Genomic DNA, 25,978 nt, shown 5'->3' with positions numbered 1-25,978 from the left:
GGAGAGCCGATGCCCGCCCACACCACGAACGACACCCCGCGCGACGGGGGTGGCGCCGCCCCGGCCGAGGCGGTGGCCCCGCTGCTGCGCGGCCTCGCCGTACTGCGCCGGCTGACCGAGGCGGACGGCGGCACCCTCAGCCTCAGCGGACTGGAGAAGGCGACCGGCCTGGCCCGTTCCACCGTCGACCGCGTCACGGCGACCCTCGCCCGCATGGGATACGTCCGCCTCGACGGCCGGGACGTGACGCTCGCCCCCCGCCTGACCGAACTGGGCAACGCCTACCTGGCCGCGCTGCGCCTGCCCGCCCTGCTGTCCGCCCGGGCCGACGCCCTGGCCGACGAACTGGACGAGTCGGTGTCCCTCGCGGTCGGCGACCGCGACGGCATCCGCTTCATCCACCAGGCCACCCGCCGCCGCGCGATGTCCCTCAGCTTCCGCATCGGCGACCTGCTCCCCGCCGAACGCACCGCGCCGGGCCCGCTGTTCGCCGCCGAGTGGACGGACGCCGACTGGCGCCGCTGGCACGACCGCCGGGCGGCGGACCCGCGGGACCGCACCTTCCCGGCCGTCCCCCCGCGGGAACACACCGCTTACGACGAGGATTTCGAGCACCGTACGGCGCGGGCGGCGGCCGACGGCTGGGCGCTGGACGACCAGTTGATCGAACCGGGCCTGGTCGCGGTGTCGGTCCCGGTCCGGGACCCCGGTTCCGGCCGGGTGGCGTGCGTGGCGAGCGTGGTGAGCCACACCAGCCGCCACACCGCCGGGGACCTGCGGGCGGCCCTGCTCCCCCACCTGCGCACGGCCGTCGCGGCGATGGAGGACGACCTGCGCACCGCCCCGCCGCCGGAGCCCGGGCCGCCGCCCGCGGGCCTCGCCGTCTGGACGGGCGCGTCGAAGCAGGAGCTGGGCAGGGAGTTCGTCGAGTCGCTGGCCCGCGGGCTGACCGTACTGACCGCCTTCGGCGAGGGCCGGCCGGCGCCGACCCTCACGGAGATCGCGAAGGCGACGGGCCTGGCCCGGGCGACCGTACGACGGGCGCTGATCACCTTCGAACACGCGGGGCTGGTCGCACCCGCCCCCGGCCGCGCCTTCACGCTCACCCCGCGGGTGCTGTCCCTCGGTTTCCCGCCGCTCTCCCGCACCTCCCTGCCCGAGATCGCCCAGCCGCACCTGACCGCCCTCGCCGACCGCGTCCGGGAGCCGGCCTCCCTGGCCGTCCTGGCGGACTCGGGCGAGGAGATCCAGTACACGGCCCGGGCGTCCACGCGCCACGTGCTGAGCGCCCACGTCACGGTCGGCGGCCGGCGCCCGGCGTACGCGACGGCACCGGGGCGCGTCCTGCTGGCCGGTCGGCCCGGCGGCGCCCTTCCCGAGGTCCGGGCCCAGGGTCACGCCCTGGTCGACGAGGAGCTGGAGGCGGGTCTGCGCTCCCTCGCGGTACCGGTGCGCGACCGTACGGGCCGGGTGGTGGCGGCCGTGAACGTGGCGACGCACGCGGCCCGCCGCAGCGCGGCGTCCTGTGTGGCGGACGTCCTGCCGGAACTGCGGCGCACCGCCGACCTCGTCGAGGCGGACCTGCGGGTGGCGGGGCGGTTCAGGACGGTGCCGACGACCTGACCCCGGCGCGTCAGTCCGTCTCGGGCTTGGCCACCGCCCAGGAGAAGGGGTCGATGTCCGGCTCGGGTGCCTCCTCGGGCGCACGGTCCCGGCCCGCCGCGCGGCCGGGCCGCATCACGCCCTCCTGGACGACGGTCGCGGCGAGCGCCCCGTCGGACGTGTAGATCCTCGCGTGGGCCAGCGCCCGGCCGTCGGCGGTGGACGGACTGCGCTGCTCGTACAACAGCCACTGGTCCGCCCGCAGGGGGCGGTGGAACCACATCGCGTGGTCGAGGCTGGCCGCGGCCCCCTGCCCGTCGTTGGGCAGGCCGGTGCGGTGGTGGGGGGAGGCGGAGTCCAGCAGGGTCAGGTCGGACAGGTAGGCGACGAGGCACTGGTGCAGCGCCGCCCCGCCGGCGGCCACGTCGTCGGGCAGCTCCCGCACCCGGAACCAGACGCGGGTGACCGGCCCCGACCTGTCGGTGTAGCGCACGTCGACGGCGTCGCGCAGGTCGGACAGCAGCCGGATGACGGCGGGGTGCACGTGCGCCGGGGGCGCGTCGGCCGCGTGCGGCAGGTGGTGCGGGGGCTGGGTAGCGGGCATGTCCACCTGGTGCTCCGCACCGAGCCTCGACGTCCTCTTGAAGGAGGCCGTCATGTGGAACACCTCCTGCTCCCCGCGGCCGCCGGGCTGCACCGCCACCACCCGGCGGCTGGTGAAGGAGTGGCCGTCGCGCAGCCGTTCCACGCGGTAGGTGATGGGCCGGGCCGGATCGGCGCGGAAGAGGAAGTAGCCGTGCAGCGAATGCGGTTCGCGGTCGCCGGGCACGGTGCGGCCGGCGGCGCTCAGCGCCTGCGCGACCGTCTGGCCGCCGAACACCGCGGACCCGGTGGCCGGGACCGTGCCGAGGGCGCGGAACGCGTCCGGTCCCACCGGGACCAGGGACAGCGTCTCCAGCAGCGGCCGTGCGGGCGCGTGGGCGAGGGGGAGGGCGAGGGTCGTCGTCATGGTCATCACTCGGGCTCCGGGACGACGCGGGACCGGGGGGTGCTGTGCAACGGGGCCTCCGGGGTGGTGGGTCGGGGCGGCGCGGGGCCGTCCGGGCGCGGCCGCGCCGCACACCGGCAGCGTCGCAGCGGCGCGTGGAAGGCGGATGAAAGCCGGATCGAAGTCCCGGGCGCCGTCCGGATTCCGGTCGGAGGGACGTCCGGAGGCCTCGCCCGGAGCACCGGCGTGCGGACGCCGACGCCCCGCCGCCGGGGACGACGGCGCCGGACCCGGACCCGGACACGCCGGGCCGGGGGGCGGGCCCCGACCGGCTCGGGTGATCACCGTCCCGTCCGGGCCGGTCAGGCGCGTCCGTTCGGTCCGGCGCGTCCGTTCGGTCCGGCGCGTCCGTACGGCCGGCTAGGCCCCGTCCGACGGGGCCAGCGCCCGCCGGTACCAGTCCTCGTGCCGGGCGAAGCCCTCCTCGAACGCCGGGCCCGGCGGGCTGTCGAGGTCCGTCCACAGCGGGTCGGCGTCGAACCAGTGGTCGCTGATCAGCAGGTCGAGGTCGTGCCGGGACCCCCCGCGGGCCCGCACCGCCTCGTACGCCTGGTCGAGGGTCAGGTCGCGCTCGGGCCACGGGACGTCCGCGGCGGCGGCCACCGCGCGCAGCACCGTGTGCCAGGGCACGGGCCGCGGATGGCAGGCGTGGTAGACGGGCGCGGTGAGCCGCCCGGCGGGCGCGAGAGCCGCGGCGACCAGCGCGCGGGCGAGGTCCTCGGCGGCGATGACGGACACCTGCGCCCGCCAGCCCGCCACGGTGCCGGGCAGGACCCGCAGCAGCCGGGCCAGCGCGGGCACCACCCTCGTGTCCCCGCGGCCGTACACCATGTGCGGGCGGACGACCGTGCCGCCCGCGGCCAGTACGGCGTCCTCGCCGGCCGCCCGGGTCCGCGAGGTGGCCGACCCGGGCGCCCGTCGCAGCTCCTCGGGGCGGGCGCGCCGGAAGGTGCCCCGCCCGTACACCGCGGCGGTGCTGAGCTGGACGATCCGGCCGACGCCCGCGCGGCGGGCCTCGGCGACCAGTGCGGCGGTGCCGCGGGCGTTGACCGCCTCGCACCGTTCCTCCGGGCCGCCGATCAGGGAGGCGCAGTGCACCAGGGCGTCGGCCCCGTCGCACAGGCCGCGCAGGGTGGCGGGGTCGGTGAGGTCCGCGCGGACGACCGTGGTGCGGGGTCCGTCCGCGCGCACCCGGGCGTCATGGGCCGTCAGGCGCAGGGTGGCGCCGAGGCGTTCGGCCTCCCGGACTACGTGGCCGCCGATGAAGCCGCCGGCGCCGGTGATCACGAGGGTGGGCACGGTCCGCCTCCTCACCGGGTCCGGGTCGGGCACAGGACCACGGTGGCGGTGAAGACCGTCTTGCCGTTCTGCGTGCCGCGCACGGTCGTCGGGACGCGGCCGGCGCTGTCCGGACGGCCGGCTTCGGCGTCGATCCAGCAGGGCGCGTCGAGTTCGGCGTAGCGCGCGAAGGCGCTCTCCAGTCCGACGGGCAGGGCGTCGGGCAGGGCCGTCGCGGCGTGCGCCGCCTGCCGGGCCGCCTCCAGGAGCACCATGCCGGGCACGTGGTCGACCGGGTGGTCGAAGAAGACCGGGTGCGCGGTGTCCACCCGCAGCTGCCAGCGGTGCGGGGAGTGCGGGTCGGCGGCGGCCAGGACGACGTCGCGCGAGCCCTGTCTGCCGACGCTCTCCGGCGCTATGCCGACGGGCAGCGGGACGCTCGCCCCGCCGGTCCGGTCCCCCCGCAGCCTGCGGTAGACGGACGGGCTGGTGCAGCTGAAGGCCGCCGTGGCCGTGGCGAGCGGGGCGCCGTCGCGCTCCACGGTCACCTGGTACTCCATGCCCGCCAGCTTGCCGCCCCGGCGCGTGATGTCGCCGCACTCGGCCCGCAGCACGACCTCGGTGGGTCTGGGGCCGGCCACGAGCGCCTCCGGCCGGGCGTCGAAGGACATGTGCCACATCAAGAACTGGTGCCCGAAGGGAACGTCGTACTGGGCGTGTGCGAGCAGTGCCCCGGTCTGGCGGACCGACTCCACCAGGAGGAGCGGGTCCTGGTAGCCGCCCACCGGGACGAACAGCGCGTGGGCGCGCGGCCACTGCGCCGTGACGGAGAACCGGTCGGGGCTGTCTGCTTCCCAGTGGGTGAGGAACACTTCGGAGACGGCGGCGCGGTGAACGTACTCGCGGGGCACCGTGGTGGTGAGCCTGGTGCTCGCGAACATGTTCCTGGCCCCCGTGCGGGTGCGCTGATCAGGAACAACGGCACTGAGCGTGCGCGACATGCATGACACCTGTTCTCTCTGCGTGCAGGGCGAACGACCGCACCGGCGCACAGCCCCCCTGCGCTGGTCAACATGACCTTGCCAAGGGCTAAGATACAGACAGGTCGGTTCGGTTTGCCAGACAGATTTTGTTGTTCACGAAGATGTGAGGTCGGGATGGCAGTGCAGGAGCGGGGTGAGCGCTCGAGGCGCTCCATCCTGGAGGCGGCTGCGCGAGTCTTCGACGAACGCGGCTACGACGCGGCGAGTACGAACGAGATCCTGGCGCGCAGCGGGCTGACGCGGGGCGCGCTCTACCACCACTTCCCCTCCAAGGAGGCCATCGCGGCGGCCCTGGTGGCGGCGCAGAGCGAGGCCCTGGTGGTCCCCGAGCAGCCGATGAAGCTGCAGGCGGTGGTGGACCTCACGCTGGAGTACGCCCGCCGGCTGCAGAGCGACCCGGTGCTGCGGGCGAGCGTGCGGCTGACCATCGAGCAGAGCTCGTTCACCCGCCCCGGCGTGACGCCGTACCAGCAGTCGGCCGACGCCATCCTCGGCCTGCTCGAGGTGGCCGCGGAGCAGGGCGAGCTGCTGCCCGGCGCGGACCTGGAGGAGGTCACGCAGTTCATCGTGGGCGCGTTCACCGGCGTCCAGCTGATGTCGCAGGTGTACAGCCGGCGCCGGGACCTCATGCAGCGCGTGCGGACGATGTGGCGGCTGGTGCTGCCGGGCGTCGCCACTCCGGGCGTGCTCGCGCGGCTGCGGGTCGCACCGCCCCCCGCCGTCACGGACGAGCCCGACGGGACGGACGGGGCAGGCGGGACGGACGGGGCGGACCGGACCTCCGCGGCGGCACCCGGGGAGCCGGTGCACGGCTGAGCCGCGCCCGCGGGGACCGCGAGGGCACGAAGGGCGCGGGAACCGCGAGGGCACGGGAACCGCGAGGGCACGGAGGGCACGGGGACCGCGGGGCCGCGCACCGGGCGGCCGGTGGCGTCACACCCCGGCGTCGACCTCGGCGACGGCCCGGACGGCCGCCGGCACCGGAGCGCCGTCGGTGGGCGGCCCCGGGGGCGGGAAGAGCGGGCGCAGGGTGCGCCAGATCCGTTCGGACGTGGCGGGCGACCACCAGTCCGCCTCCGCCCTCCCCAGCGACTCCAGCCCCGCGACGACCGCCACGGCGAGGTCGGCGAGGTCCTGGGGCTCGGCCGCGCGGTCGGCCGGGGCGGCGGACGACAGCAGCCCGCGCAGCCGGTGGTGCACGGAGTCCAGCACCTCCTGCCGCAGCCGGCGGGAGGGGTCCGCGGACCCGTCCGGGTCCAGCCGCAGCCCGGCGCGTACGACGGGTTCGTCGCCCAGGGCCTTGCCGAGTCCGGCGGTGAAGCGGGACAGCGCCGCGAGGACCGCGTCCTCGGACGGATCGGCCGGGTCCGCGGTGAAGGCCTCGTCGACGAGCGCGGTGGTCCTGCTGCGCGCCTGGTCGCGCACCCGGACCGCCACGTCCTCCTTCGCGGCGAAGTGGTGGTACAGGGCGCCCCTGCTCACTCCCGCACCGCGGCAGATCTCGACCAGTCCGGCCGCTTCCGGACCTCCGTCGCCGATCAGTTCGGCGGCGGCACGGAGGATGGCCTGGCGGGTCTGCTCGGCTCGCTTCTGCATCGGACGGCGCGGTCCTTCCTCGCACGGCGCGGCGGCGGTCTTGCGCGACGGAGACCGGGCCCCGTCGCCAGAGGTCAAGTGAAGCACCGGAACCCGAACCATACAAGTCTGCCTGCTTTATTCTTCCGGTCGGCCCCGACCGCACGGACCCCACCGCCGGGCGCCACGGCCACCCCCTCACCCTCACCGCGACGCCTATGAGCTGGCCAAACGACACCGATGACCGATACGGAGACGTCGAGAACCGCGGCCCGACGCACTGCACCACCCCCTCAAGGGACACCGGAGGCGGCGCGGTCGCGCGGTCCAGATCCCGTTGACAAACAGACAAGCCTGTTTGTTAATGTCACTCGTGTCTGGAATCCGAGCGTGAGGAGTCCTCATGGACGACCCGACGACACCGATACGTCGGCCGGACGGGAGACCACCGGCCGCGACCGCCACTCCCCCCGGCACCGTCTTCGTCGCCGCCCTGCGCGAGGGACTGATCCGCGCGACGCGTCCGGACACGCGCCCGCGGCCCCCCGTACCGCGCGTCGCGGCCGGGCTCCGTCCGGAGGCACCGGCCGGGTCCGCGCCCGCCCACCCCCGGCGGCCGCCGCCGACCCCCGCGCCCGCGCCCGCGCGGGCCGGTCACGAGGCGGTCCTGCACCGGTTCCGGCTCGCCCTCCCGGCGGTCCTGCCGCCCGCCGACCGCGAGCGGGCCGCGCTGACCTCGGCACTCGCCGCCTTCGCCCGGCGCGTACTGGAGCACGCCGCACGCGCCGACGAGCGGCCGCCGGGAGCACGCCCGTTCCTCCCCGCCACCAGCGAGGTCGGGCCCCACCACCTCGTGGCTGCGGTCGGCCTGCTGTACGAGTGCGCGCTGCTCGACGCGCTGGAGAGCGCGTCCGGCTGCGACGGGCCGGCGCTGCCGCGGGCCCTGGCCGCCGTGCGGGACCTCGCCGACGTGCTGCGGACGGCCCAGGCCGACTTCTGGCGCGGTGACGGCGGCTGGAGCGAGTCCCGCCGGCTGGCCCGCCGGCTCCACGACGAGTTGGGCAGCACCCTGGCCGTGGCCCTGCACCGCGTCGAACTCGGCGAGAGCGACCCGGCCGGCGGCGCCGCCCACCTGGCCGTGGCCAGAAGGGCCCTGGACCAGGCCGTACGGGAGAACCACAGCCTGATCGCGGGCCTGCGGCACAGCACCCGCACGCCGCCGCTGCGGGCCGCCCTCGACGCCTTCGCGAGCGACCTGGCCACGCCGACGGACGTCTCGGTGCGCATCATCGGCGACGAGACCGTCGCCCCGGAGCACTGCCGCCGCGAACTGCTCCTCGTCCTGCGCGAGATCCTGCGCAACTGCCTGGCGCACGCCGGGGCCGCGCACGTCGAGGTGACGGTCCGCGTCACCCGGCGGTGGGTGTACGCCCGGGTCGACGACGACGGTGCGGGTTTCGTCGTACGCCCCGCCGCGGCGGGCTCGCGCGCCGGGCACGGTCTGGCCGCCGTCCGGGAGCGGGTCGAGGACCTCGGCGGCCGGCTGCGCCTCACGAGCGCGCCCGGCGAGGGCACCCGCACCGAACTGCACGTGCCGCTCGGGGCACGGCCGTGACCGTGCCGGCGTCCACCACCGAACAGCCGCCCTCCGTACGCCCGGTGCGCATCGTCATCGCCGACGACCACGCACTGTTCCGCGAGACGCTCGCCGACCTGCTGGACGCGCAGCCCCGCCTCACCGTGGTGGGACAGGCCGCCGACGGCGCGCAGGCCGTCCGGTGCGCGACCGAGGAGCGGCCCGACCTGCTGCTGCTCGACGTCCAGATGCCCCGCAGCCGGGGAGCGGGGACGGTGCGCGAGATCCTCTCCGTCTCCCCGCGCACCCGCGTGCTGTGCCTGACCGCCCATGCGCAGTCCTACCTCGTGGAGGAGATGCTCGCGGCCGGCGCACGCGGCTTCCTGCACAAGGGCATCGACCGCACGGCGCTGCTGATGGCCGTCTCGAACGCGCTCACCGACGCCCGGCACACGACCGTCCTGGTCCCCTCCGGCACCGCGCGGCACGAGGGTGTGGAGGAGCCGCTGTCGCGGCGCGAGCACCAGGCCCTGGTCGGCGCGGCGTCGGCGATGAGCAACCGGCAGATCGCCGACTGGCTCGGCATCTCCGAGGGAACGGTCAAACGGCACCTGAACCGCGTCTTCCGCAAGCTGGACGCGGTGTCCCGGGTGGACGCCGTCAACAAGGCGGTCCGCGCCGCCCTCATCCCCTCCCCCGACGTGCCCGCGGCAGCACCGCGCCGGTCGCCGGGAAGACGCTCCTCCCCGGCGACCGGCGACCGGCTGCCTCGCTCATCCGGTGGCTGACGGCCGGCGCAGCACGGCGGCGCCCACCGATCCGTCGTGGCCTACGGACGTCACCAGACCGAAGCGGCGGACAGCGTCGTCCGCGCCTCCCGGCCCGCCCTCCCAGTGCGCGAGCAGCGCGGCCAGTTGCAGCGCGCCGCCGGCGCTGTAGGTCTCCCCGAGGACGTCCCTCACCCGCAGCACGTCGGGCGCGTGCCCGGCCAGTGCCCGGCGCAGCCCCCGGGTCTCCACCGCGCCCCAGCCCGGACCGCCGGCCGCCCCGGCCGAGACGACGTCGACGTCGCCCGGCCGGGCGCCGCCGGCCTGGAGCGCGTTCTCCACACAACGGGCCAGGGCCGCCGCCACCGCGTGGGGTCCCTCCTCCGGCGGAGTGAAGGCCACCTCGCAGGCGGTCAGTTCGACCTGCGGCGAGCCCGGCGCGGCCGGCTCCGGCGCCGCGTCCAGGACGAACACGGCACTGCCCTCGCCGATGGCCGGCCGGTCGCCGAGCGCGCCGCCCCGGTGCCAGGCCCAGGCCGTGTGCGCGCTGAGTTCCTCCACCGCCCCGGTCAGCAGCCGCTCCGCCCGGCCGGTCAGCAGCGCGGTGCGGGCGTAGCGCAGCGCGGACAGCGCGGAGACCGGACCGCCGGCGAGCGAGGCGTTCACGCCGGTGAGGGAGTGCCGCATGGCCACCTGGCTGGCACCGTGGTTCAGCAGCAGGCCCGGGAAGAGCGCCGGGCTCACCAGGTAGGGGCGCTCCGCCTCGTAGGTCTCGCGGAAGAACTCCGCGAAGGCCCGGGCGCTGCCGGTGCTGGTGCCGAGCACCACACCGGTGTCCACGTCGCGGGACCCGTCGGACTCCTGCAGGCTGTCCAGCGCCATCTCCGCCGCCGCCATGGCGAGCGTGGTGGTGCGGCTGAGCGCTCTCAGCCCCTTGCGGCCCAGGTACTCCTGCGGTGCGAAGTCGGGTACCGGCACCAGCCGGACGCCCGGCGGCGCCGGCTGCCCGTCCAGCAGCCGCGCGGGGTCCTCACCCGGGGGCAGCACGCCCGACCGGACCGCCTCGTACAGGGCCTTGCCGCCGGGGCCCGCCGCGCTGAGCACCCCGTAACCGGTGATCCGTACGGCAGTGGACTGTGCGGTGGCGCTCATGCGGCCCTCCCCAGCATCACGATGGCGTTGTTGCCCCCGAAGGCGAACCCGTGGTTCTCCACGACCCTCGGCCGGGCGTCCCGGGCCCGGCCGGGCACGCAGTCCAGGTCCGGGCCGAGGGCGGGGTCCACCGCGCGGACCGTCGCCGTCGGCGGCAGGAACCCGTGGTGCAGCGCCGCGCAGCAGGCCAGCGCACCGAAGCCGCTGGCGGCGCCCATGGTGTGGCCGAGCATCGACTTGATGGAGCTGATCGGCGGGACGCGGTCGCCGAACACCTCCCGTACGGCCGCGACCTCGGTGGAGTCGTTGGCGGCCGTGCCCGTGCCGTGGGCGCACACGTAGTCGACGGCGTCCGGCTCGATGCCGGCGTCCTTGTGCGCCCGGCGGATGCACTCGGCGATACCGTCCCGGTCCGGCTGCGTGGGGTGCTTCGCGTCGCAGGTCAGACCGTATCCCAGCACCTCGGCGTAGATACGGGCGCCGCGGGCGACGGCGTCGTCCCACGACTCCAGGACCAGGGCGGCGCCGCCCTCCGCGGTCATGATGCCGGCCCGCTCCTCGTCGAACGGGCGGCACAGGTCGGGGGCGATGGCGCCCAGCCGGTGGAAACCTGCGTGGGTGGCGCGGTTCACCGCGTCGGCGCCGCCGGCGATCATCACGTCCATGGCGCCGCTGCGGATGAGGTCGAAGCCGTAGCCGATGGCGTAGTTGCTCGCCGAGCAGGCGGTGCCGAAGGTCTGCGCCTCGCCGTGCAGGCCGAGTTCGGTGTTCACGGCGGCCGCGATGCGGTCCGCGGAGGCACGTGCGGCGAGATCCCCGTCGATCCCGTCGAGGCCCCGGTCCAGCCACTGCTCGGTCAGTTCCTGGAAGGCGCGGGCCTCTCCGTTGGTCGTCCCCATGGCACTGCCGGCCCGGGCCTCGGACAGGTCGTCGCCGGCCCAGCCCGCGTCCCGCGCGGCGAGCCGGGCGGCCGCCGCGGCGAACTGCCCGCTGCGGCCCCACTTCTCGGCCGGCAGCCGCTCCAGGTGGTCCTGCGGCCGGAAGTCGTGCACCTCACCGGCCCGGGTGTGCCGGAAGCCGGTGCTGTCGAAGGAGCTGATCTCCGTGATGCCGCTGCGGCCCTCGCGAACGGCCTCGGTGAAGGCCTCGGCGCCGATGCCGAGACTGCTCACCGCGCCCAGGCCGGTCACCGCCACACGGCGCGGCGCGCGCTCAGACATGCGCGACGGCGGTCGCGTGACGTGCGATCAGCTCGTAGGCGGTGCCGAGGTCGTCGAGGTCGACCAGTTCCTCCTGCGGTATCTCGATGCCCAGCTGCTTCTCGAAGCGCGAGAACATCTCGATGATCAGCAGGGAGTCGGCGTCGAAGTCCTCGACGAAGCTGTGCCGCTCCTCGACCTCCTCGGCGGAGACCTCCAGCACGTCCGCCACGATCTCCCGGACGCGGATGCGCAGCTCGGGGGAGATTTCGTTGACCAGGTTGCCCGACATGACCGTGTTCCCTTCAGCATATGGACACATCCCGCCATCGACTGCGGGCGGAAATGTGGTTGGCGAATTCATGCTGCCACATTCCACACACGGCGGAGAACCCTCGAAAAACGAATTCAATCCCTCTTCCATGCGGGTTTTACACGCATTCCATTCCACCCTGGGAACAATATGCGTGTTGCCAGAATCAAAGGGGGCTCCCGTCATGAGAACGACCGCGCCGGTGGGTATCGCCGCAGCCGCGCTGTGGCTGCCCGAGAAGAGGGACGGCGCGGACGACGCCGTGGCCGAGCAGCGGGTCGAGGAGAAGGTGGCACGGGACCTGGGGCACCCCCGGCTGCCGGTCGCCGAGGACGTCTCCGCACCCGAGATGGCCGTGCTGGCCGCGCAGCGGGCCCTGCGCGACGGCCGGGTCGCGGCGGGCGACCTGACGCTCGTGCTGCACGCCTGGATGCACTACCAGGGCCACGACCTGTGGTCGCCGGCGCACTACGTCGCCCACCAGATCGGCGCGCACCACTCGGTGCCGGTCGGCATCCAGCAGATCTGCAACGGCGGCGCGGCGGCCGTGGAACTGGCCGTCGCCCGCCTCTCCCTGCACACCGGCACCGGGCACGCCCTGGTCACCACGGCGGACCGGTTCACCGGGCCCGGTTTCGACCGGTGGCGCAGCGACTACGGCGCGGCGTACGGGGACGCGGCCACGGCCGTGCTGCTGCGCCACCCGGCCCGCTCGGGCGACCCCCTGCTGCTGCGCGCCCTGCACACCGCGGCGGCCCCGCACCTGGAGGCCATGCACCGGGGTGACGACCCGTTCGCCCGGCTGCCCCGGGAGAACTCGCCCGTCGTCGACATGCGGCGCACCAAGCGCGCCTATCTGCACGACCACGGGGTCGCGCCCTTCAAGAAGGTCAACCGGGACATGATCCGGTGCGTGGTCGGCGGGGCGCTGCGGGACGCCGGTCTCGCGGCGGACGATCCGCGCATCCGGTTCGTCCTGCTGCCCCGCCTCGGCCGCAGGACGCTGGAGGCCGCGTGGGTGCCGACCCTGCGCGAGACCGTCGCGGCCCGCCCCGTCGACTGGGGGGCCGACACCGGCCACCTGGGCACGGGCGACCTGCCGGCGGGACTGTACGAGGTGCTGCGCCGCTCGGCCCTGGGCCCCGGCGACATCGGCCTGGTGCTCAACGCGGGCGCCGGCTTCACCTGGTCCTGCGCGGTGGTCGAGGCCCCCGCACCCCACTGAACGACGGCGCGCGGACGACGCGCGCGTGACGTCGGCCGGGGCCGCGCCGATCCCTCCCGGGGGACTCGGCGCGGCCCCGGCCGACGTGTCGTACCGGGGTGCGGCTCGGTGCGGGACGGTGCCGCCCGTGGCCGCACCGTGCGGTTCGCGGCTCGGAACAGCTCAGTGCCGCCCGTGGCCGCCCCATGCGGCTCGCGGCTCGCGGCTCGGAACAGCTCAGTGCCGCCCGGTGCCGCTCAGTGCGGGAGCGTGCGCCACGCCCCCGCCGGGCGGTGCCGCCCCGCCCGCAGCCAGCCGGGGGCGGCGGGGACGGGGGCGGTGTCCGGGGGGCCGTCGGGCGGCGCGGCACCGCCGCGGGCCAGCAGGACGGCGGTGAGCGCGGCCAGTTCGTCGGGGGCGGGATCGCCCCGGACCACGCGCAGGGCGGGTGGTCCGGCAGGGGCTGTGTCCGTGTCCATGTCCGTGTCCATGTCCGTGTCCGTGTCCGTGTCCATTGGGGGGGACGCCTCGTTTCCTCCGCGGTGCGCGGTCACATCGGCGGGTTGCCGTGCTTGCGGGGCACGAGTGTCTCCTGCTTCGTACGCAGCATCCGCAGCGCCTCCGCCAGGACCGAGCGCGTGGTGCGGGGGTCGATCACGTCGTCGACCAGGCCGCGCTCGGCCGCGTAGTACGGGTGCATCAGCGCCTCGCGGTACTCGTCGGTCAGCGCCCTGCGCGTGGCCTGCGGGTCCGGGGCGGCGGCGACGGCGCGGCGGTGGATCACGTTCACCGCGCCCTCGGCGCCCATCACGGCGATCTCGTTCGTCGGCCAGGCGTAGGACAGGTCGCAGCCGATGGAGCGCGAGTCCATGACGATGTAGGCACCGCCGTAGGCCTTGCGCAGGATCACCTGGACCCGCGGGACGGTGGCGTTGCAGTACGCGTAGAGCAGTTTCGCGCCGTGGCGGATGATGCCGCCGTGCTCCTGGTCGGTGCCGGGCAGGAAGCCGGGGACGTCGACCAGGGTGACGAGCGGGATGTTGAAGGCGTCGCAGGTCTGGATGAACGAGGCCCCCTTCTGCGAAGCCTCGATGTCCAGCACGCCGGCCAGGTGCCTGGGCTGGTTCGCCACCAGCCCGACCGTCCGACCGTCGATGCGCGCCAGCACGCACAGCAGGTTCGGCGCCCACCGCTCGTGGACCTCCAGGTACTCGGCGTCGTCCACCAGCCGCGCGATCACCTCGCGCATGTCGTACGGCTGGTTCGGGTCGGCCGGCACCAGGTGCAGCAGCTCCTCGTCCAGGGCCGGCAGCCGGGCGGCCGGCCCCGCGGAGGGCGGCGCCTCCCGGTTGTTGGAGGGCAGCAGGGACAGCAGGTAGCGGACGTCCTCCAGGCAGGACTCCTCGTCGTCGTACGCGAAGGCCGCCGCGCCCGACATCGCGGCGTGCAGGTCGGCGCCGCCGAGCTGTTCCTGGGACACCTTCTCGCCGGTGACGGTCTCCACCACGTCCGGTCCGGTGATGAACATCTGGGAGATGCCGCGCACCATGAACACGAAGTCGGTCAGCGCCGGCGAGTAGGTGGCGCCGCCCGCGCACGGCCCCAGCATCACGCTGATCTGCGGGATCACACCCGAGGCGCGGACGTTGCGGCGGAAGATGCCGCCGTACCCGGCGAGCGCGGAGACGCCCTCCTGGATACGGGCGCCGGCGCCGTCGTTGAGGCTCACCAGCGGAGCGCCGGCCGCCTCGGCCATGTCCATGATCTTGTGGATCTTCTCGGCGTGGGACTCGCCCAGCGAGCCGCCGAAGATCCGGAAGTCGTGGGCGTAGGCGAAGACCGTGCGCCCGTGCACGCGGCCCCAGCCGGTGACCACGCCGTCGGTGTGCGGGCGGCGGTCCTCCAGGCCGAACCCGGTGGCCCGGTGCCGGCGCAGGCCCTCGATCTCGGTGAACGTGCCCTGGTCGAAGAGCAGCTCCAGCCGCTCGTGCACCGTCAGCTTGCCGCGCTCGTGCTGCGCCCGGGTGGCCGCCGCGCTCGGCCCGCCGCGCGCCGCCTGCCTCAGGTGCAGCAGTTCCTCGGTACGCGCCGGCAGGCCCGGCTCGGCCGGCCGCGCCGGCACGGGTACGGGTACGGGTACGGGTACGGGTACGGCGAGGGGACGGTCATCCAAAGCGGTCATCGAAACGCACTCCCTTGCGGCGGACGGCGGGCCGAACAGAAAACGGTCCCCGAGATGTTTCCAACAGAGTGTGGTGCCGTGATGAAAGTTGCCTCAAAGCCGCGAGGCGCGTCCGCCGGACACCCTCGCATCTGCCGACCGGACCCCCCTCCATACGCTTTCCACAGGACTTCTATATCGGCTCGGAATCATTGCCGACGGGCCCGGATCGGGGCCGTAGCGCGATTTTCGGAGTTCCGCCGCAGGCGGCCCGGACAAGGAGTTCTTCGCGAATGACAACGTCTATCGACAGGGCGGAACCGGAGCCGGTCCGCGCACCGACCTTCGCCCGCACCATCGACCGGGCCCTGGTGCACCGGGCGGCAGTCTCGGAGGTCCTGGTCACCGACCTGGTGCGGACCGGGCCCGAGGACTTTCTGGCCGGTGCGCAACTCCCCATCGGCCACCCCTACTTCAGCGACCACGTGCGTACGCCGGTGACGTACGACTTCCTCCTGCTGCTGGAGGCCGCGCGCCAGGCGGGCGTCGCCGCCTCCCACCGCCAGCTGGGCATCTCCCTGGACACCACGTTCCTGGTCAACAACTGGTCGATCCGGATCGAGGACCCCCTCGCCCTCGCGCCCGGCGACCGGCCCGGCGAGCTGGCCCTGGCCGGCACCGTCACCCCGGTCACCGCACGCAACGGGCGTCTGCGCGGGGTGAGTTCGGAGGTCGCCCTGAGCATCGCCGGCCGGCCCGTGGCCCGTACCCGGATCGACGTGGGCACGGCGAAGAGCGCCGACTACGGCAAGCTCCGCTTCCTCCAGCGCCGGTCCACGCCGCCGCTCACCACCGAGCTGACGGACCTGCTGCGCAGCCGCCCGGCCGCCGCCGCGGAGGTGGGCCGCTCCCACCCCGCCAACGTGGTGCTCGGCGAACCGAGCCTCCAGGGTGACAGTGTGTCCGCGCAGGTGGAGCCGCTCTTCGAGAACAAGAGCCTGTTCGACCACACCTACGACCACGTCCCGGCCATGGTGCTGACCGAGGCCGCCCGGCAGCTCGCCCACCTCTCGGGTGTCCCCACCGACGCCACCGTGACCGGGTGCACCGCCGACTTCACAAGGTTCGCGGAGCTCGACTCGCCGCTGGTGGCCACGGCCCACCCGGAAGCCGCCGCCGACGGCCGCACCGGCCGCACCGTCGTCTTCGCACAGGACGGCGCCCCGGCGGGCCGGATCGCGCTCGAGTTCACTCCGGCGCCGGTGGCCGCGGCCCTGGACGGCGCGGTCGGCGGAGCGGCGTGGTGACCCCGGGCGGCGGCACCCCGGTGCGCGCGGTGTGGACGGACTTCGGCGGGGTGCTCACGCCGCCGATCCCGGAGGACCTCCAGACCTTCTGCCGCCGGACCGGGATTCCCGCGGACGCCTTCCGCGGCGCCATGGCCGCGGTGGCCGCGCCGTACGGCGGCGACCTCATGGCGCCGCTGGACACCCCGCTGCTCACCGAGGACCAGTGGGCGGCGCGGATGAACGCCGAGCTGCGCGAGCGCGGCGTCGACGCCGACCTGACGGGCTTCGGCGAGCGCTGGTTCGAGGGCCGGGAGACGAACCACGCCTGGCTCGCGCAGCTGCGCTCCTGGCACGCCGAGGGGTTCTTCGTCGGCATGCTCTCCAACATGCCCCCCGCGTGGGACCGGCACTGGCGGCGCATGGTCCCGCCGGAGGGACTGTTCGACGGGCTGGCCCTGTCCTTCCGGATCGGCGTACGCAAGCCGCAGCCCGGCATCTTCGAGGCGGCCGCCGAGATCGCGGGCGTCGCGCCCGCGGAGTGCCTCCTGGTCGACGACATCGAGACCAACTGCGCCGGGGCCGAGGCCGCCGGCTGGCAGAGCGTCCACTTCACCGACACCGACACCGCGGCGGCCGCTGTCGCCCGCCGTCTCGCCCGCCCGGTCGCCACCGGCCGGGCGGCGGTCTGAAACAGAAGGGCTCCCCATTCATGTCACGCACCGTTCTGGTCACCGGAGGCAACCGGGGCATCGGTCTGACCATCGCGCGCAGCTTCGCCGAGAACGGCGACAAGGTCGCGATCACCCACCGCAGCGGCGAGGCTCCGGACGGACTGTTCGGCGTGCGCTGCGACGTCCGGGACCCCGAGGGCGCCCGGCGCGCCGTGGCCGAGGTCGAGGCGCAGTTCGGATCGGTCGGGGTGCTGGTGGCCAACGCGGGCATCACCCGCGACGCCCTGGCTCCCACCATGCGCGACGAGGACTTCGAGGACGTCGTCCAGACGAACCTCGTCGGCTCGTTCCGGATGGCCCGCCTGGTGTCCCGCTCCATGATCAGCGCCAAGTGGGGACGCATCGTGTTCGTCTCGTCGATCATGGGCTTCCTGGGCTCCCCCGGGCAGTCGAACTACGCGGCCTCCAAGTCCGGCATGCTCGGCCTGACCCGGTCGCTGGCCTGGGAACTCGGCTCGCGGAACGTCACCGTCAACATGGTCACGCCCGGGCTCATCGAGACGGACATGATCCAGGCCGTCACGGACAAGCGACGCACCCAGCTGCTGAGCCAGACCCCCCTGCGCCGCACCGGCACCCCCCAGGAGGTGGCCGACGTCGTCACCTTCCTCGCCGGCGACGGCGCCGCCTACGTCACCGGGGCCGCGATCCCGGTCGGCGGCGGCATCGGCATGGGGCAGTGACCCGGCCCTCCCGCCTCCCGCACCACCGCTCACGTACGCACCACAGCACCGCACACCCGGTGCCCCGTGCGGGCCGATCCGTGCCACGCACAGGCACCGCCGACGAAGGGACAGTGTCATGACCGACGAAGAGGTACTGCAGGTCGCCCTGGAGATGGGCAAGATCTTCAACGACGGTGACGAGGAGGTCGCCCGGCGCCTGGTCTCCGAGGACTTCGTCGACTACGAGGCCCCGGAGGGCGCGCCGATCGGGGCGGAGGCCTACATCCGCACGGCCCACTGGATGCGCGGCGTCTGGGAGAACGCCCGCTGGGAGGTGGTCGACGCCTTCGCCAAGGGCGACAAGGCGCTGATCCGCCTGGTCTTCTCGGGCCGTCAGGTCGCCGAGTTCATGGGCGTGCCCGCCACCGGCAAGGAGGTGCGCGTGCAGCACCTGCACGTGTACCGGGTCGCCGACGGGCAGGTCGTGCAGCACTGGGCCGTCCGTGACGACCTGGAGCTCTTCCGCCAGCTCGGCGCCTGGGACAAGCCGCTGACCGGCGCCCCGAAGCCCGCGCCCGCGGCCTGACGGACCGTACCGGGAAGGGGCCCGCACCGGAAAAGGGCCTGGTACCGGAACACGCGCACAGCAGGGCGGCATCCGCATCGCGGGTGCCGCCCTGCCGTGTGTCCCGGCCGGGGTGTCAGGACCTGTTCCCGCCCAGTCCGCCGAGGAGCGTGTCGACGACCGAGGCCGCCAGCGTGTCCGGGTCGGCGGAGGTCTCGGCCTGCACCTGGATGGCCTGCTCGATGAGGGCGTGGTACACCCGCCGGGCCCACTCGAGATCCGCGTCGGGGCGCAGCAGACCGGCCTGCTGGGCCCGGTCGAGCAGGACGTGGCCCTTGGCGAAGATGCGCTCGTGCGCGGCGACGGCCTCCGGGGCGCGCAGCTGCGGCTGCCCGACCGTGTAGCGCCAGCCGCTCTTGACCTGGATCACGTTGGCGGTGATCTGGTGCAGCGCCACCAGCGGCGGGGCCGTCTCCGGCCGGCCGACGTCGATGGCCTCCTCGACCTGCCGGAAGGCGTGCACCGCCATCGCGTCGATCAGTGCCTCGCGCGAGGCGAAGCGGCGGTGCAGCGTGGTGCGGGCGACGCCGGCCGCGGCGGCGATCTGGGCGAGGCTCGCGGTCGGGTCCTCACCGAGCACCCGCTCGGCCACCTCCAGGATCGTCCGCACGGTCCGTTCGGCATCGGCGCGCAGCGGCCGGTCCCTCGTAGTCGTCTCGGTCACGTCGTGGCCGCCTCTCGGTCGCGGATGGGTCTTCCACCAGTTCTTCCATGGTTCTTCCACCAGTTTAGGTGACACCAAAGTTGCAAGACAAGGATTAGTTGCATCACCTGTGTTGCATCTAGCTCTCTCTCTGATACTTTGATGTCGCGGTTCGACGCAGACATGCAACTACCGAGGAGTGAATCGAGATGTCGCAGGCTCAGCAGGACTGGATCGAGGCGTACGACTACGTGCAGGGCGTCCAGGCCGCCGGCCCGGCGGAAGCACAGCGGGTCGGGGTGCTCAAGGTCGGCCGCCGGGACGCCCGCCGCGTCCTGGTCCTGCTCGGCGGCCGCGAGGGCGGCGCCGGCGTCTTCCGGCACACCGCGCGGGCCCTCGCGAGTGCCGGGGACGACCTCCAGGTGTGGGCGGTGGACCGGCGCGAGCAGAACCTCGCCGACCTCTCCGGCTTCGCGGAGAGCCCGGAGCAGGCCACCGAGTACTACCTGGGCGGCCACTACCGGGTGCAGGACCCGGCCGCCTCGGCCTTCGCCGCCCAGTGGGGCCTGGAGGTCCTGCTGGAGGACGTGCGCCGGGTCGTCCGGGAGGCCTCGGACGGCGGCCGCCGCGACGTGGTCCTCGGCGGCGTGTCCGTGGGCGGCAGCGAGGCGCTCCTGTACGCCGCGTGGGACTTCGACGGCACCCCCGGCTACCGCGACCTGGCCGGACTGGCCGTGGTCGACGGCGGCGTCCTCAACGCCTACTCGGGCGCCGGCATGGAGTTCGACCTGCCGCTGGAGGCGGCCAGGGGATGGCTCGCCGCGATCGAGTCCGGGGCCGTCTTCGAGGACTTCACCAGCACCACCACCGGCCTGGGCGACCGGCCGGAGTCGGCGGCCCTCTGGTTCCAGCTCGCGGCCGGGCACGCCCTGGCCGACCCGGACGGCCCCGCCGTGCTCGCCGACCGCGTCCCCGAGCAGTTCCGCACCGACGGCAAGCTGACCAACGCGGGCCTGCTGGGCCGGCTCGTCGACGCCGCGAGCGCGCATCCGTCGTACTCCGTGCAGGCGGGCCACCTCGACGACGACGGCTCCTGGGTCGACGGTGGCCCCACCCGGCTGCGCACCGTCGCCGAGGCCTTTGCCGGCCCCCGCCCCGGCGCCTGGCTCTGGTACACGCTGGGCCGCGTGATGCTCGACCTGGTCGCGGCCATCGACTTCAAGGAGACCGAGCTGACCCGCATGCTCGGCCTGCGCCTGTCCCACGCCGAGGCCATCGACGTCCCCCTGTACACCTTCCAGTCCGGGCTGACCAACGGCACCACCGGCCAGGCCGCCGCGGCCGTCACCGCCGCCAGCCGCATCCCGGAGCTGTCGCTGTTCTCCGACCCGGCCCTCACCCACCAGGACGTCGTCTACGCCCAGTGGGAGGACAACCGCTTCCTGCAGACCCTCGCCCAGTTCCTGCGCGGCCTGCCCCGACGCCAGGCCTGACCGCACGTCGAAGCCCGGCCTGACCGCACCCCGACGCCAGGCCTGACCGGGCCCCGCCTCCGGGCCGGAGCACACCCCCCGCCCCCGGACCGGAGGAGCACACCCCCGGACCGGGGCGGAGCACACCCCCGGACCCGGGCGGAGCGACCCCACCGACCGGGGCGGCAGGAGTCCATCCCCCGTCCTCCTGCCGCCCCTCCTCACCGTTCGAGATCAAGCCGCCCCGCCTCACCGTTCATGAGATCAAGGAGAGCTTCGATGGCAGCCGCCGCCACCCCCGAGGCACCGCCCCGCGCGGGCCTCATCATCTTCGCCCTGTGCCTGGCCGTCTTCATCGTCCCCTACGGCCTCAGCAGCGCCCCGGTGGCGCTCCCCGCGATGGGCCGCGACCTCGACGCCGGCGTCGTACCGCTGAACTGGGTCGTCAACGCCTACAACGTCACCGCCGCGAGCTTCATGATGGCCGCCGGGTCGATCGCCGACCGCATCGGCCGCAAGCGGGTCTTCTCCTTCGGCGTCGTCCTGTACGCCGTCTCCGCGCTGATCGGCGCGCTCGCCACGAACGTGCTGGTCCTCGACGCCGCCCGCGGCGTGGCCGGCGTGGCCGCCGCGGCCATGATGACCGCCGGTGTGTCGGTCATGGCCAACATGTTCCACGGGGCCGCCCGCACCAAGGCCTTCGCCTTCGTCGGCGTCACCATCGGCGCGGGCCTCGCCGTCGGCCCGACCAGTTCCGGCCTGCTCGTCTCCGAACTGGGCTGGCGCTCCATCTTCTGGGTGCAGTTCGCCATCGCCGTGGCGTCCATGCTCGGGCTGAAGCTGCTCCAGGAGTCCAAGAACCCGGACGCGCACGCCGTGGACTGGGCCGGCACGGTCACCTTCACCCTCGCGCTGTGCTGCTTCACCCTCGGTGTCATCCAGGGTCCGGCCTGGGGCTGGGGCAGCGCCGGCGTCCTCGGCCTGTTCGCCGGCTGCGTGCTGCTGCTGGCCGGCTTCGTCCTCGTCGAACGCCGCCAGCGGTTCCCGATGTTCGACCTCTCCCTGTTCGCCGAACCGCGGTTCATGGCGGTCAACCTGCTCGCCACCGCCGTCTCCTTCGGCTTCGTCGGCCTGATGGTGCTGCTGCCCTCGTACCTGGTCGGCGCCAACGGGCTCTCCGACAGCGGCGCCGGCCTCACGATGCTGCTGCTGACCGCTCCGGTGCTCGCCTTCCCGCTGGTCTCCGGGCGCCTGGTGCAGGCGGGCGTCTCCATCCGGCCGATCCTGAGCGGCGGCCTGGTCCTCGTCGCCGCCGGTCTGGCCTGGCTGACCACCGTCCACCCCGGGATCAGCCTGCTCGGGCTCGCCGGACCGCTGATGCTCGTCGGCATCGGCATCGGCCTCATCTACGGCCTGATGGACGGCGCCGCCGTGAGCACCGTCCCCCCGGCCAAGGTCGGCATGGCGAGCGGCATGTTCAACACCATCCGCCTGGCCACCGAGGCGGTCGCGGTCGCCGGTATGGTCGCCGCCCTCATGTCCCTCGTCCAGCGCCGCATCTCCGACGGCCTGGGCCGCTGGACCGAGGGCACGGACCTCACCACCCGCAGCGTCACCGACAGCGTCTCCAGCGGCAACGTGGAGGCGGCGGTCGACGAGGTGCCGGCCGCGAGCCGTGAGGCCTTCACCGACTTCCTCGGCCAGGGCTACACGCACGGCTTCCAGGTCGTGCTCTGGGGCACCGTCGTGGTCTGCCTGGTCAGCGCGCTGGTCCTGCACCTCATCCTCACCGACCGCCCGGCGCCCGAGACCTCGGCCGACGGCACCGGGAAGACCGCGCCGGACGAGGACACGGCATCGAGCGGGGAGACGGCCTCTTACGAGGAGGGCGCGTCGAACGAGAAGGCCGCGCCGAACGAGCAGGCCGCGCCGCGGGAGTCCGCGGACGCGAGGGTCTGAGCGGCGCGCGGCGGGCCCCCACCGGCCCGGCCGCTCCCCCGCGACCACGAGTCCTCCCCGCCTCGGGGCGCCCGGCGTACCTCACCGGGCGCCCCGACCGGCCCGCCCGCAGGAGCACGCCATGCCGTCCACCGCCCGCCTCCCCGTGCCACGCACCGCCCGCTCCCACGGCCCCCACGAGCCCGGCACCGCGGCGGACCTCGCCGACACCCTGCTGCTCGGCCCCCTCCCGGCCACGGCCCTGGCCCTGTGCCGGTACGACGAGGAGCGGACGCCGACGTCCCTCCACCTGGAGGAGGCGCGACTGGCGAGCACCCTGCCGCCCGCCCGGCGCCCCGACTTCGTCGCCGGACGGGCCGCGGCGGCCCGCGCGCTGGGGGCGCTGAGGGTGGGCGGTCCGGTGCTGCGGGACGGACGGCGGCCCGTGTTCCCGGCCGGGGTCCGCGGCTCCGTCAGCCACTGCGTGGGGCACATCGGAGCGTGCTTCGCCAGTGTCCACCCCCAGGTCCTCGCCACCGGCACGGACCTGGAGCGCACCGACCGCCTCGGCCGGGACGCGGAACGGTTGGTGTGCACCCCGCACGAGCGGGCGTGGGTCCGGCAGGCCCGCCGCCCGGAGAGCCGGCTGGCGGTCGTCTTCTCGGCCAAGGAGGCCGTCTACAAGGCCCTGTCCGCGCTCGACCGACCCGAACCCGTCTTCCACGACATCGAGTTGAGGGTCGCGGGCAGCAGGCTCCACGCGCACCTCACCCACGGTCTGCTGCCGTCCGGTTCACGGCTCGCGGGCTGGGTACGGTTGCTGCCGGGCCACCACGTCATGACCTCGGTGGCCGTGCTCTCCGAGGACCACCGACCGGGCGGGGTGCCGTCGGTGGCCCCCTTCGATGTGCTCTAGGTCAACCTTGGGATCACTTCCTTGCCCCGCCGCCGCGGCGGATGGAAGGCTCGCATTCCGTTGGTGCCCGTAATACAAGGCGAGTCCAGCGGGGGAAACAAGTGTTGACGTTCAGTGTTCTCGGCCCATTGGAAATACGAGTAAACAACGAGGCCGTTCCGGTGCCGCGCGGCCCCAAGGTCCGCCAACTGCTGTCCATGATGGTCATGCAACCCGGATCGGTCGTGTCCCACGGCCTCATGGTCGACGAACTGTGGGGGAAGAACCCGCCGAAGACCGCGCTCTCCACGGTGCGCACGCACGTCTACCACCTCAGGAAGATCCTCTCCCGGGCGATCGACGACCGTGCCACCGCCAACCTCGTCGACACCTGGTCCGCGGGCTACGTCCTGCGCGCCGTACCGGAGCAGGTCGACGCCGAGGTGTTCCTCCGGCTGGCCCGACAGGGCGAGACCCTGCTGCGGGCCGGAGAGACCGAGGAGGCGTCCCGGGCCCTGTCCCGGGCGCTGGAGCTGTGCGGCGGCGGTGTGCTGACCGACGTGCCGTGCGGCCCCGTGCTGACCCAGCACGTCCAGCATCTCCAGGAGATGTACATGCGGGTGCTGCAACAGCGGATCGAGGCGGACATGCGGCTCGGCCGGCACGGCGGTCTCGCGGCCGAACTGCGAAGGCTCGTGGTGCGTCACCCGCTCAACGAGTGGCTGCACGGCCAGCTCATCAACGCCCTCTACCTGAGCGGCCGCCGCGGAGACGCGCTCCACGCCTACCAGGAACTCCGCGGAATTCTCCAGGAAGAACTCGGCCTGGACCCCTCCCGCGCCATTCAGCAGATGCAGCAGGACATTCTTTCCGGTGGCGAGGAGAACACGCTCAGAATGCCGCGCTCATGGCAGTGGGCACCCTCGGTCGGTCAACTCCCGAGTGCTTGCTGAGAAGCGGCGGGACCGAATGAAGCCGTCGCACGACTACTGTCCTGACCGAGGAGCGCACATGCGCAAGGTGCTCATCGCCAACCGTGGCGAAATCGCTGTCCGCGTGGCCCGGGCCTGCCGGGACGCCGGGATCGCGAGCGTGGCCGTCTACGCGGACCCGGACCGGGACGCCCTGCATGTCCGCGCCGCTGATGAGGCGTTCGCCCTGGGTGGTGACACCCCCGCGGCCAGCTATCTGGACATCTCCAAGGTCCTCAGAGCGGCGAGCGAGTCGGGCGCGGACGCCATCCACCCCGGGTACGGATTCCTCTCCGAGAACGCCGAGTTCGCACAGGCGGTCCTGGACGCGGGTCTGACCTGGATCGGCCCGCCGCCCCACGCCATCCGCGACCTCGGCGACAAGGTCGCCGCCCGCCACATCGCCCAACGCGCCGGCGCCCCCCTGGTCGCCGGCACCCCCGACCCCGTCTCCGGCGCCGAGGAGGTCGTGGCCTTCGCCAAGGAACACGGCCTGCCCATCGCGATCAAGGCCGCCTTCGGCGGCGGCGGACGCGGCCTGAAGGTCGCCCGCACCCTCGACGAGGTCCCCGAACTCTACGACTCCGCCGTCCGCGAGGCGGTCGCCGCCTTCGGCCGCGGCGAGTGCTTCGTCGAGCGCTACCTCGACAAGCCCCGCCACGTGGAGACCCAGTGCCTGGCCGACACCCACGGCAACGTGGTCGTCGTCTCCACCCGCGACTGCTCCCTCCAGCGCCGCCACCAGAAACTCGTCGAGGAGGCCCCCGCACCCTTCCTCTCCGAGGCGCAGCTCGATGAGCTGTACGCGTCGTCCAAGGCGATCCTCAAGGAGGCCGGCTACGTCGGCGCCGGCACGGTGGAGTTCCTCGTCGGCATGGACGGCACGATCTCCTTCCTGGAGGTCAACACCCGCCTCCAGGTCGAACACCCCGTCACCGAGGAAGTCGCGGGCATCGACCTGGTCCGCGAGATGTTCCGCATCGCCGACGGCGAGGAACTCGGCTACGACGACCCCGTCCTGCGCGGCCACTCCTTCGAGTTCCGCATCAACGGCGAGGACCCCGGCCGCGGCTTCCTGCCCGCCCCCGGCACCGTCACCACCTTCGCCCCGCCCACCGGCCCCGGCGTCCGCCTGGACGCCGGCGTCGAATCCGGCAGCGTGATCGGCCCCGCCTGGGACTCCCTCCTCGCCAAGCTCATCGTCACCGGCCGCACCCGCAAGGAAGCCCTCCAGCGCGCCGCCCGCGCCCTGGAGGAATTCCAGGTGGAGGGCATGGCCACCGCCATCCCCTTCCACCGCGCCGTCGTCCGCGACCCCGCCTTCGCCCCCGAGCTGACCGGCTCGACCGACCCGTTCACGGTCCACACCCGCTGGATCGAGACCGAGTTCGTCAACGAGATCAAGCCCTTCAGCGCCGTCGCCGACGCCGACACCGACGAGGACACCGGCCGCGAGACCGTCGTCGTGGAGGTGGGCGGCAAGCGCCTGGAGGTCTCCCTGCCCTCCAGCCTGGGCATGTCCCTGGCCCGCACCGGACTTGCGGCCGGCGCCAAGCCCAAGCGCCGCGCGGCGAAGAAGTCCGGCCCCGCCGCCTCCGGCGACACCCTCGCCTCACCCATGCAGGGCACCATCGTCAAGATCGCCGTCGAGGAAGGCCAGGAAGTCCAGGAAGGCGACCTGATCGTCGTCCTGGAAGCCATGAAGATGGAACAGCCCCTCAACGCCCACAAGGCCGGCACCATCAAGGGCCTGGGCGCCGAAGTCGGCGCCTCCGTCACCTCCGGCGCCGCGATCTGCGAGATCAAGGACTGACACGACAGTCCACGCCCT

General features: G+C 73.9%; 24 protein-coding genes. 14 read left to right on the top strand and 10 right to left on the bottom strand.

All coding sequences use genetic code 11. The annotated features are described in order from the left end of the window. The first annotated feature begins 9 nt into the window (after nucleotides 1-9). A complete protein-coding gene (locus ACGF5T_RS08590) occupies nucleotides 10-1,623 on the top strand; it encodes an IclR family transcriptional regulator C-terminal domain-containing protein (protein ID WP_366766805.1) in 1,614 nt (537 codons plus the stop codon). A 10-nt stretch (nucleotides 1,624-1,633) separates the two neighbouring features. On the opposite strand, the gene ACGF5T_RS08585 is transcribed toward ACGF5T_RS08590, so the two are convergent. The 3 genes from ACGF5T_RS08585 to ACGF5T_RS08575 form a co-directional block, all read right to left on the bottom strand. After that, on the bottom strand, nucleotides 1,634-2,617 hold the full coding sequence (locus ACGF5T_RS08585) for an acyl-CoA thioesterase II (protein WP_366766807.1): 984 nt from the start codon (nucleotides 2,615-2,617) through the stop codon (nucleotides 1,634-1,636). Between the two features lie 393 nt (nucleotides 2,618-3,010). After that, nucleotides 3,011-3,949, bottom strand: a complete 939-nt coding sequence (locus ACGF5T_RS08580; RefSeq protein ID WP_356609047.1) for an NAD-dependent epimerase/dehydratase family protein — start codon at nucleotides 3,947-3,949, stop codon at nucleotides 3,011-3,013. 11 nt (nucleotides 3,950-3,960) lie between these two features. After that, on the bottom strand, nucleotides 3,961-4,929 hold the full coding sequence (locus tag ACGF5T_RS08575) for a ScbA/BarX family gamma-butyrolactone biosynthesis protein (protein ID WP_356609049.1): 969 nt from the start codon (nucleotides 4,927-4,929) through the stop codon (nucleotides 3,961-3,963). 156 nt (nucleotides 4,930-5,085) lie between these two features. On the opposite strand from ACGF5T_RS08575, the gene ACGF5T_RS08570 reads away from it, so the two are divergent. Further along, complete coding sequence (locus tag ACGF5T_RS08570) at nucleotides 5,086-5,787, top strand: ScbR family autoregulator-binding transcription factor (protein WP_366766808.1); 702 nt, start codon at nucleotides 5,086-5,088, stop codon at nucleotides 5,785-5,787. A gap of 117 nt (nucleotides 5,788-5,904) precedes the next feature. Here ACGF5T_RS08570 and ACGF5T_RS08565 read toward each other — a convergent pair whose 3' ends face one another. Continuing rightward, nucleotides 5,905-6,567 carry a helix-turn-helix domain-containing protein gene (locus ACGF5T_RS08565; protein ID WP_356609053.1) on the bottom strand — a complete coding sequence of 221 codons (663 nt, stop codon included), beginning with the start codon at nucleotides 6,565-6,567 and terminating at the stop codon, nucleotides 5,905-5,907. Nucleotides 6,568-6,949: 382 nt separating this feature from the next. On the opposite strand from ACGF5T_RS08565, the gene ACGF5T_RS08560 reads away from it, so the two are divergent. Both ACGF5T_RS08560 and ACGF5T_RS08555 read left to right on the top strand, forming a co-directional pair. Beyond that, nucleotides 6,950-8,161: an ATP-binding protein gene (locus ACGF5T_RS08560; RefSeq protein WP_356609054.1), complete on the top strand. Its 1,212-nt coding sequence runs from the start codon at nucleotides 6,950-6,952 to the stop codon at nucleotides 8,159-8,161. Next, nucleotides 8,158-8,910: a response regulator transcription factor gene (locus tag ACGF5T_RS08555; RefSeq protein WP_356609056.1), complete on the top strand. Its 753-nt coding sequence runs from the start codon at nucleotides 8,158-8,160 to the stop codon at nucleotides 8,908-8,910. Before ACGF5T_RS08560 ends, ACGF5T_RS08555 begins: the two co-directional genes overlap by 4 nt. On the opposite strand, the gene ACGF5T_RS08550 is transcribed toward ACGF5T_RS08555, so the two are convergent. Genes ACGF5T_RS08550 through ACGF5T_RS08540 form a run of 3 tightly spaced genes read right to left on the bottom strand, consistent with a single transcriptional unit; the run spans nucleotide 8,896 to nucleotide 11,532 of the window. After that, nucleotides 8,896-10,041, bottom strand: coding sequence for a beta-ketoacyl synthase N-terminal-like domain-containing protein (locus tag ACGF5T_RS08550; protein WP_366766809.1), 1,146 nt, complete (start codon nucleotides 10,039-10,041; stop codon nucleotides 8,896-8,898). The genes ACGF5T_RS08555 and ACGF5T_RS08550 overlap by 15 nt on opposite strands. Beyond that, nucleotides 10,038-11,261: a beta-ketoacyl-[acyl-carrier-protein] synthase family protein gene (locus tag ACGF5T_RS08545; RefSeq protein WP_356609060.1), complete on the bottom strand. Its 1,224-nt coding sequence runs from the start codon at nucleotides 11,259-11,261 to the stop codon at nucleotides 10,038-10,040. Before ACGF5T_RS08545 ends, ACGF5T_RS08550 begins: the two co-directional genes overlap by 4 nt. After that, nucleotides 11,254-11,532: an acyl carrier protein gene (locus ACGF5T_RS08540; protein ID WP_356609062.1), complete on the bottom strand. Its 279-nt coding sequence runs from the start codon at nucleotides 11,530-11,532 to the stop codon at nucleotides 11,254-11,256. Before ACGF5T_RS08540 ends, ACGF5T_RS08545 begins: the two co-directional genes overlap by 8 nt. Before the next feature lie 205 nt (nucleotides 11,533-11,737). On the opposite strand from ACGF5T_RS08540, the gene ACGF5T_RS08535 reads away from it, so the two are divergent. Next, nucleotides 11,738-12,778: a ketoacyl-ACP synthase III family protein gene (locus ACGF5T_RS08535; RefSeq protein WP_356609064.1), complete on the top strand. Its 1,041-nt coding sequence runs from the start codon at nucleotides 11,738-11,740 to the stop codon at nucleotides 12,776-12,778. 236 nt (nucleotides 12,779-13,014) lie between these two features. On the opposite strand, the gene ACGF5T_RS08530 is transcribed toward ACGF5T_RS08535, so the two are convergent. Both ACGF5T_RS08530 and ACGF5T_RS08525 read right to left on the bottom strand, forming a co-directional pair. After that, a complete protein-coding gene (locus tag ACGF5T_RS08530) occupies nucleotides 13,015-13,272 on the bottom strand; it encodes an acyl-CoA carboxylase epsilon subunit (protein ID WP_366766810.1) in 258 nt (85 codons plus the stop codon). A gap of 35 nt (nucleotides 13,273-13,307) precedes the next feature. Further along, nucleotides 13,308-14,939: an acyl-CoA carboxylase subunit beta gene (locus ACGF5T_RS08525; RefSeq protein WP_366766811.1), complete on the bottom strand. Its 1,632-nt coding sequence runs from the start codon at nucleotides 14,937-14,939 to the stop codon at nucleotides 13,308-13,310. Nucleotides 14,940-15,211: 272 nt separating this feature from the next. Here ACGF5T_RS08525 and ACGF5T_RS08520 point away from each other — a divergent pair, with 272 nt between their 5' ends. The 4 genes from ACGF5T_RS08520 (at nucleotide 15,212) to ACGF5T_RS08505 (ending at nucleotide 18,189) form a co-directional block, all read left to right on the top strand. Then, complete coding sequence (locus tag ACGF5T_RS08520; RefSeq protein ID WP_356609070.1) at nucleotides 15,212-16,225, top strand: ScbA/BarX family gamma-butyrolactone biosynthesis protein; 1,014 nt, start codon at nucleotides 15,212-15,214, stop codon at nucleotides 16,223-16,225. Next, nucleotides 16,219-16,896 (top strand): HAD family phosphatase, encoded by a 678-nt coding sequence (locus ACGF5T_RS08515; RefSeq protein ID WP_356609072.1) that lies wholly within the window; start codon nucleotides 16,219-16,221, stop codon nucleotides 16,894-16,896. Before ACGF5T_RS08520 ends, ACGF5T_RS08515 begins: the two co-directional genes overlap by 7 nt. 20 nt (nucleotides 16,897-16,916) lie before the next feature. Continuing rightward, a complete protein-coding gene (fabG, locus tag ACGF5T_RS08510) occupies nucleotides 16,917-17,621 on the top strand; it encodes a 3-oxoacyl-ACP reductase FabG (RefSeq protein ID WP_356609074.1) in 705 nt (234 codons plus the stop codon). Between the two features lie 118 nt (nucleotides 17,622-17,739). Then, nucleotides 17,740-18,189, top strand: a complete 450-nt coding sequence (locus ACGF5T_RS08505; protein ID WP_356609076.1) for an ester cyclase — start codon at nucleotides 17,740-17,742, stop codon at nucleotides 18,187-18,189. A 115-nt stretch (nucleotides 18,190-18,304) separates the two neighbouring features. Here ACGF5T_RS08505 and ACGF5T_RS08500 read toward each other — a convergent pair whose 3' ends face one another. After that, complete coding sequence (locus tag ACGF5T_RS08500) at nucleotides 18,305-18,892, bottom strand: TetR family transcriptional regulator (protein WP_356609078.1); 588 nt, start codon at nucleotides 18,890-18,892, stop codon at nucleotides 18,305-18,307. A 188-nt stretch (nucleotides 18,893-19,080) separates the two neighbouring features. On the opposite strand from ACGF5T_RS08500, the gene ACGF5T_RS08495 reads away from it, so the two are divergent. The 5 genes from ACGF5T_RS08495 (at nucleotide 19,081) to ACGF5T_RS08475 (ending at nucleotide 25,960) form a co-directional block, all read left to right on the top strand. Beyond that, nucleotides 19,081-20,364, top strand: coding sequence for an alpha/beta hydrolase (locus tag ACGF5T_RS08495; RefSeq protein WP_356609080.1), 1,284 nt, complete (start codon nucleotides 19,081-19,083; stop codon nucleotides 20,362-20,364). A 258-nt stretch (nucleotides 20,365-20,622) separates the two neighbouring features. Beyond that, nucleotides 20,623-22,302 (top strand): MFS transporter, encoded by a 1,680-nt coding sequence (locus ACGF5T_RS08490; protein WP_366766812.1) that lies wholly within the window; start codon nucleotides 20,623-20,625, stop codon nucleotides 22,300-22,302. Between the two features lie 121 nt (nucleotides 22,303-22,423). Next, nucleotides 22,424-23,197 carry a 4'-phosphopantetheinyl transferase superfamily protein gene (locus ACGF5T_RS08485; protein ID WP_366766813.1) on the top strand — a complete coding sequence of 258 codons (774 nt, stop codon included), beginning with the start codon at nucleotides 22,424-22,426 and terminating at the stop codon, nucleotides 23,195-23,197. A gap of 128 nt (nucleotides 23,198-23,325) precedes the next feature. Continuing rightward, on the top strand, nucleotides 23,326-24,129 hold the full coding sequence (locus ACGF5T_RS08480; protein ID WP_356609086.1) for an AfsR/SARP family transcriptional regulator: 804 nt from the start codon (nucleotides 23,326-23,328) through the stop codon (nucleotides 24,127-24,129). Nucleotides 24,130-24,187: 58 nt separating this feature from the next. After that, the gene (locus tag ACGF5T_RS08475; protein WP_392887243.1) at nucleotides 24,188-25,960 is read left to right on the top strand and encodes an acetyl/propionyl/methylcrotonyl-CoA carboxylase subunit alpha; all 1,773 of its coding nucleotides are present in this window, start codon (nucleotides 24,188-24,190) and stop codon (nucleotides 25,958-25,960) included. Nucleotides 25,961-25,978: the final 18 nt, after the last annotated feature.

The organism is Streptomyces sp. NPDC047853, assembly GCF_043204535.1.
Lineage (GTDB): Bacteria > Actinomycetota > Actinomycetes > Streptomycetales > Streptomycetaceae > Streptomyces.
The sequence above is the reverse complement of the archived record's forward strand: the minus strand, read 5'-3'. Positions and strand labels throughout refer to the sequence as shown.

Coding starts and splice junctions, on each gene's coding strand:
- ACGF5T_RS08590 (WP_366766805.1), top strand. CDS start 10: ATGCCCGCCCACACCACGAACGACACCCCGCGCGACGGGGGTGGCGCC.
- ACGF5T_RS08585 (WP_366766807.1), bottom strand. CDS start 2,617: ATGACCATGACGACGACCCTCGCCCTCCCCCTCGCCCACGCGCCCGCA.
- ACGF5T_RS08575 (WP_356609049.1), bottom strand. CDS start 4,929: ATGTCGCGCACGCTCAGTGCCGTTGTTCCTGATCAGCGCACCCGCACG.
- ACGF5T_RS08570 (WP_366766808.1), top strand. CDS start 5,086: ATGGCAGTGCAGGAGCGGGGTGAGCGCTCGAGGCGCTCCATCCTGGAG.
- ACGF5T_RS08565 (WP_356609053.1), bottom strand. CDS start 6,567: ATGCAGAAGCGAGCCGAGCAGACCCGCCAGGCCATCCTCCGTGCCGCC.
- ACGF5T_RS08560 (WP_356609054.1), top strand. CDS start 6,950: ATGGACGACCCGACGACACCGATACGTCGGCCGGACGGGAGACCACCG.
- ACGF5T_RS08550 (WP_366766809.1), bottom strand. CDS start 10,041: ATGAGCGCCACCGCACAGTCCACTGCCGTACGGATCACCGGTTACGGG.
- ACGF5T_RS08545 (WP_356609060.1), bottom strand. CDS start 11,261: ATGTCTGAGCGCGCGCCGCGCCGTGTGGCGGTGACCGGCCTGGGCGCG.
- ACGF5T_RS08540 (WP_356609062.1), bottom strand. CDS start 11,532: ATGTCGGGCAACCTGGTCAACGAAATCTCCCCCGAGCTGCGCATCCGC.
- ACGF5T_RS08535 (WP_356609064.1), top strand. CDS start 11,738: ATGAGAACGACCGCGCCGGTGGGTATCGCCGCAGCCGCGCTGTGGCTG.
- ACGF5T_RS08530 (WP_366766810.1), bottom strand. CDS start 13,272: ATGGACACGGACACGGACACGGACATGGACACGGACATGGACACGGAC.
- ACGF5T_RS08525 (WP_366766811.1), bottom strand. CDS start 14,939: ATGACCGCTTTGGATGACCGTCCCCTCGCCGTACCCGTACCCGTACCC.
- ACGF5T_RS08520 (WP_356609070.1), top strand. CDS start 15,212: ATGACAACGTCTATCGACAGGGCGGAACCGGAGCCGGTCCGCGCACCG.
- fabG (WP_356609074.1), top strand. CDS start 16,917: ATGTCACGCACCGTTCTGGTCACCGGAGGCAACCGGGGCATCGGTCTG.
- ACGF5T_RS08505 (WP_356609076.1), top strand. CDS start 17,740: ATGACCGACGAAGAGGTACTGCAGGTCGCCCTGGAGATGGGCAAGATC.
- ACGF5T_RS08495 (WP_356609080.1), top strand. CDS start 19,081: ATGTCGCAGGCTCAGCAGGACTGGATCGAGGCGTACGACTACGTGCAG.
- ACGF5T_RS08490 (WP_366766812.1), top strand. CDS start 20,623: ATGGCAGCCGCCGCCACCCCCGAGGCACCGCCCCGCGCGGGCCTCATC.
- ACGF5T_RS08485 (WP_366766813.1), top strand. CDS start 22,424: ATGCCGTCCACCGCCCGCCTCCCCGTGCCACGCACCGCCCGCTCCCAC.
- ACGF5T_RS08475 (WP_392887243.1), top strand. CDS start 24,188: ATGCGCAAGGTGCTCATCGCCAACCGTGGCGAAATCGCTGTCCGCGTG.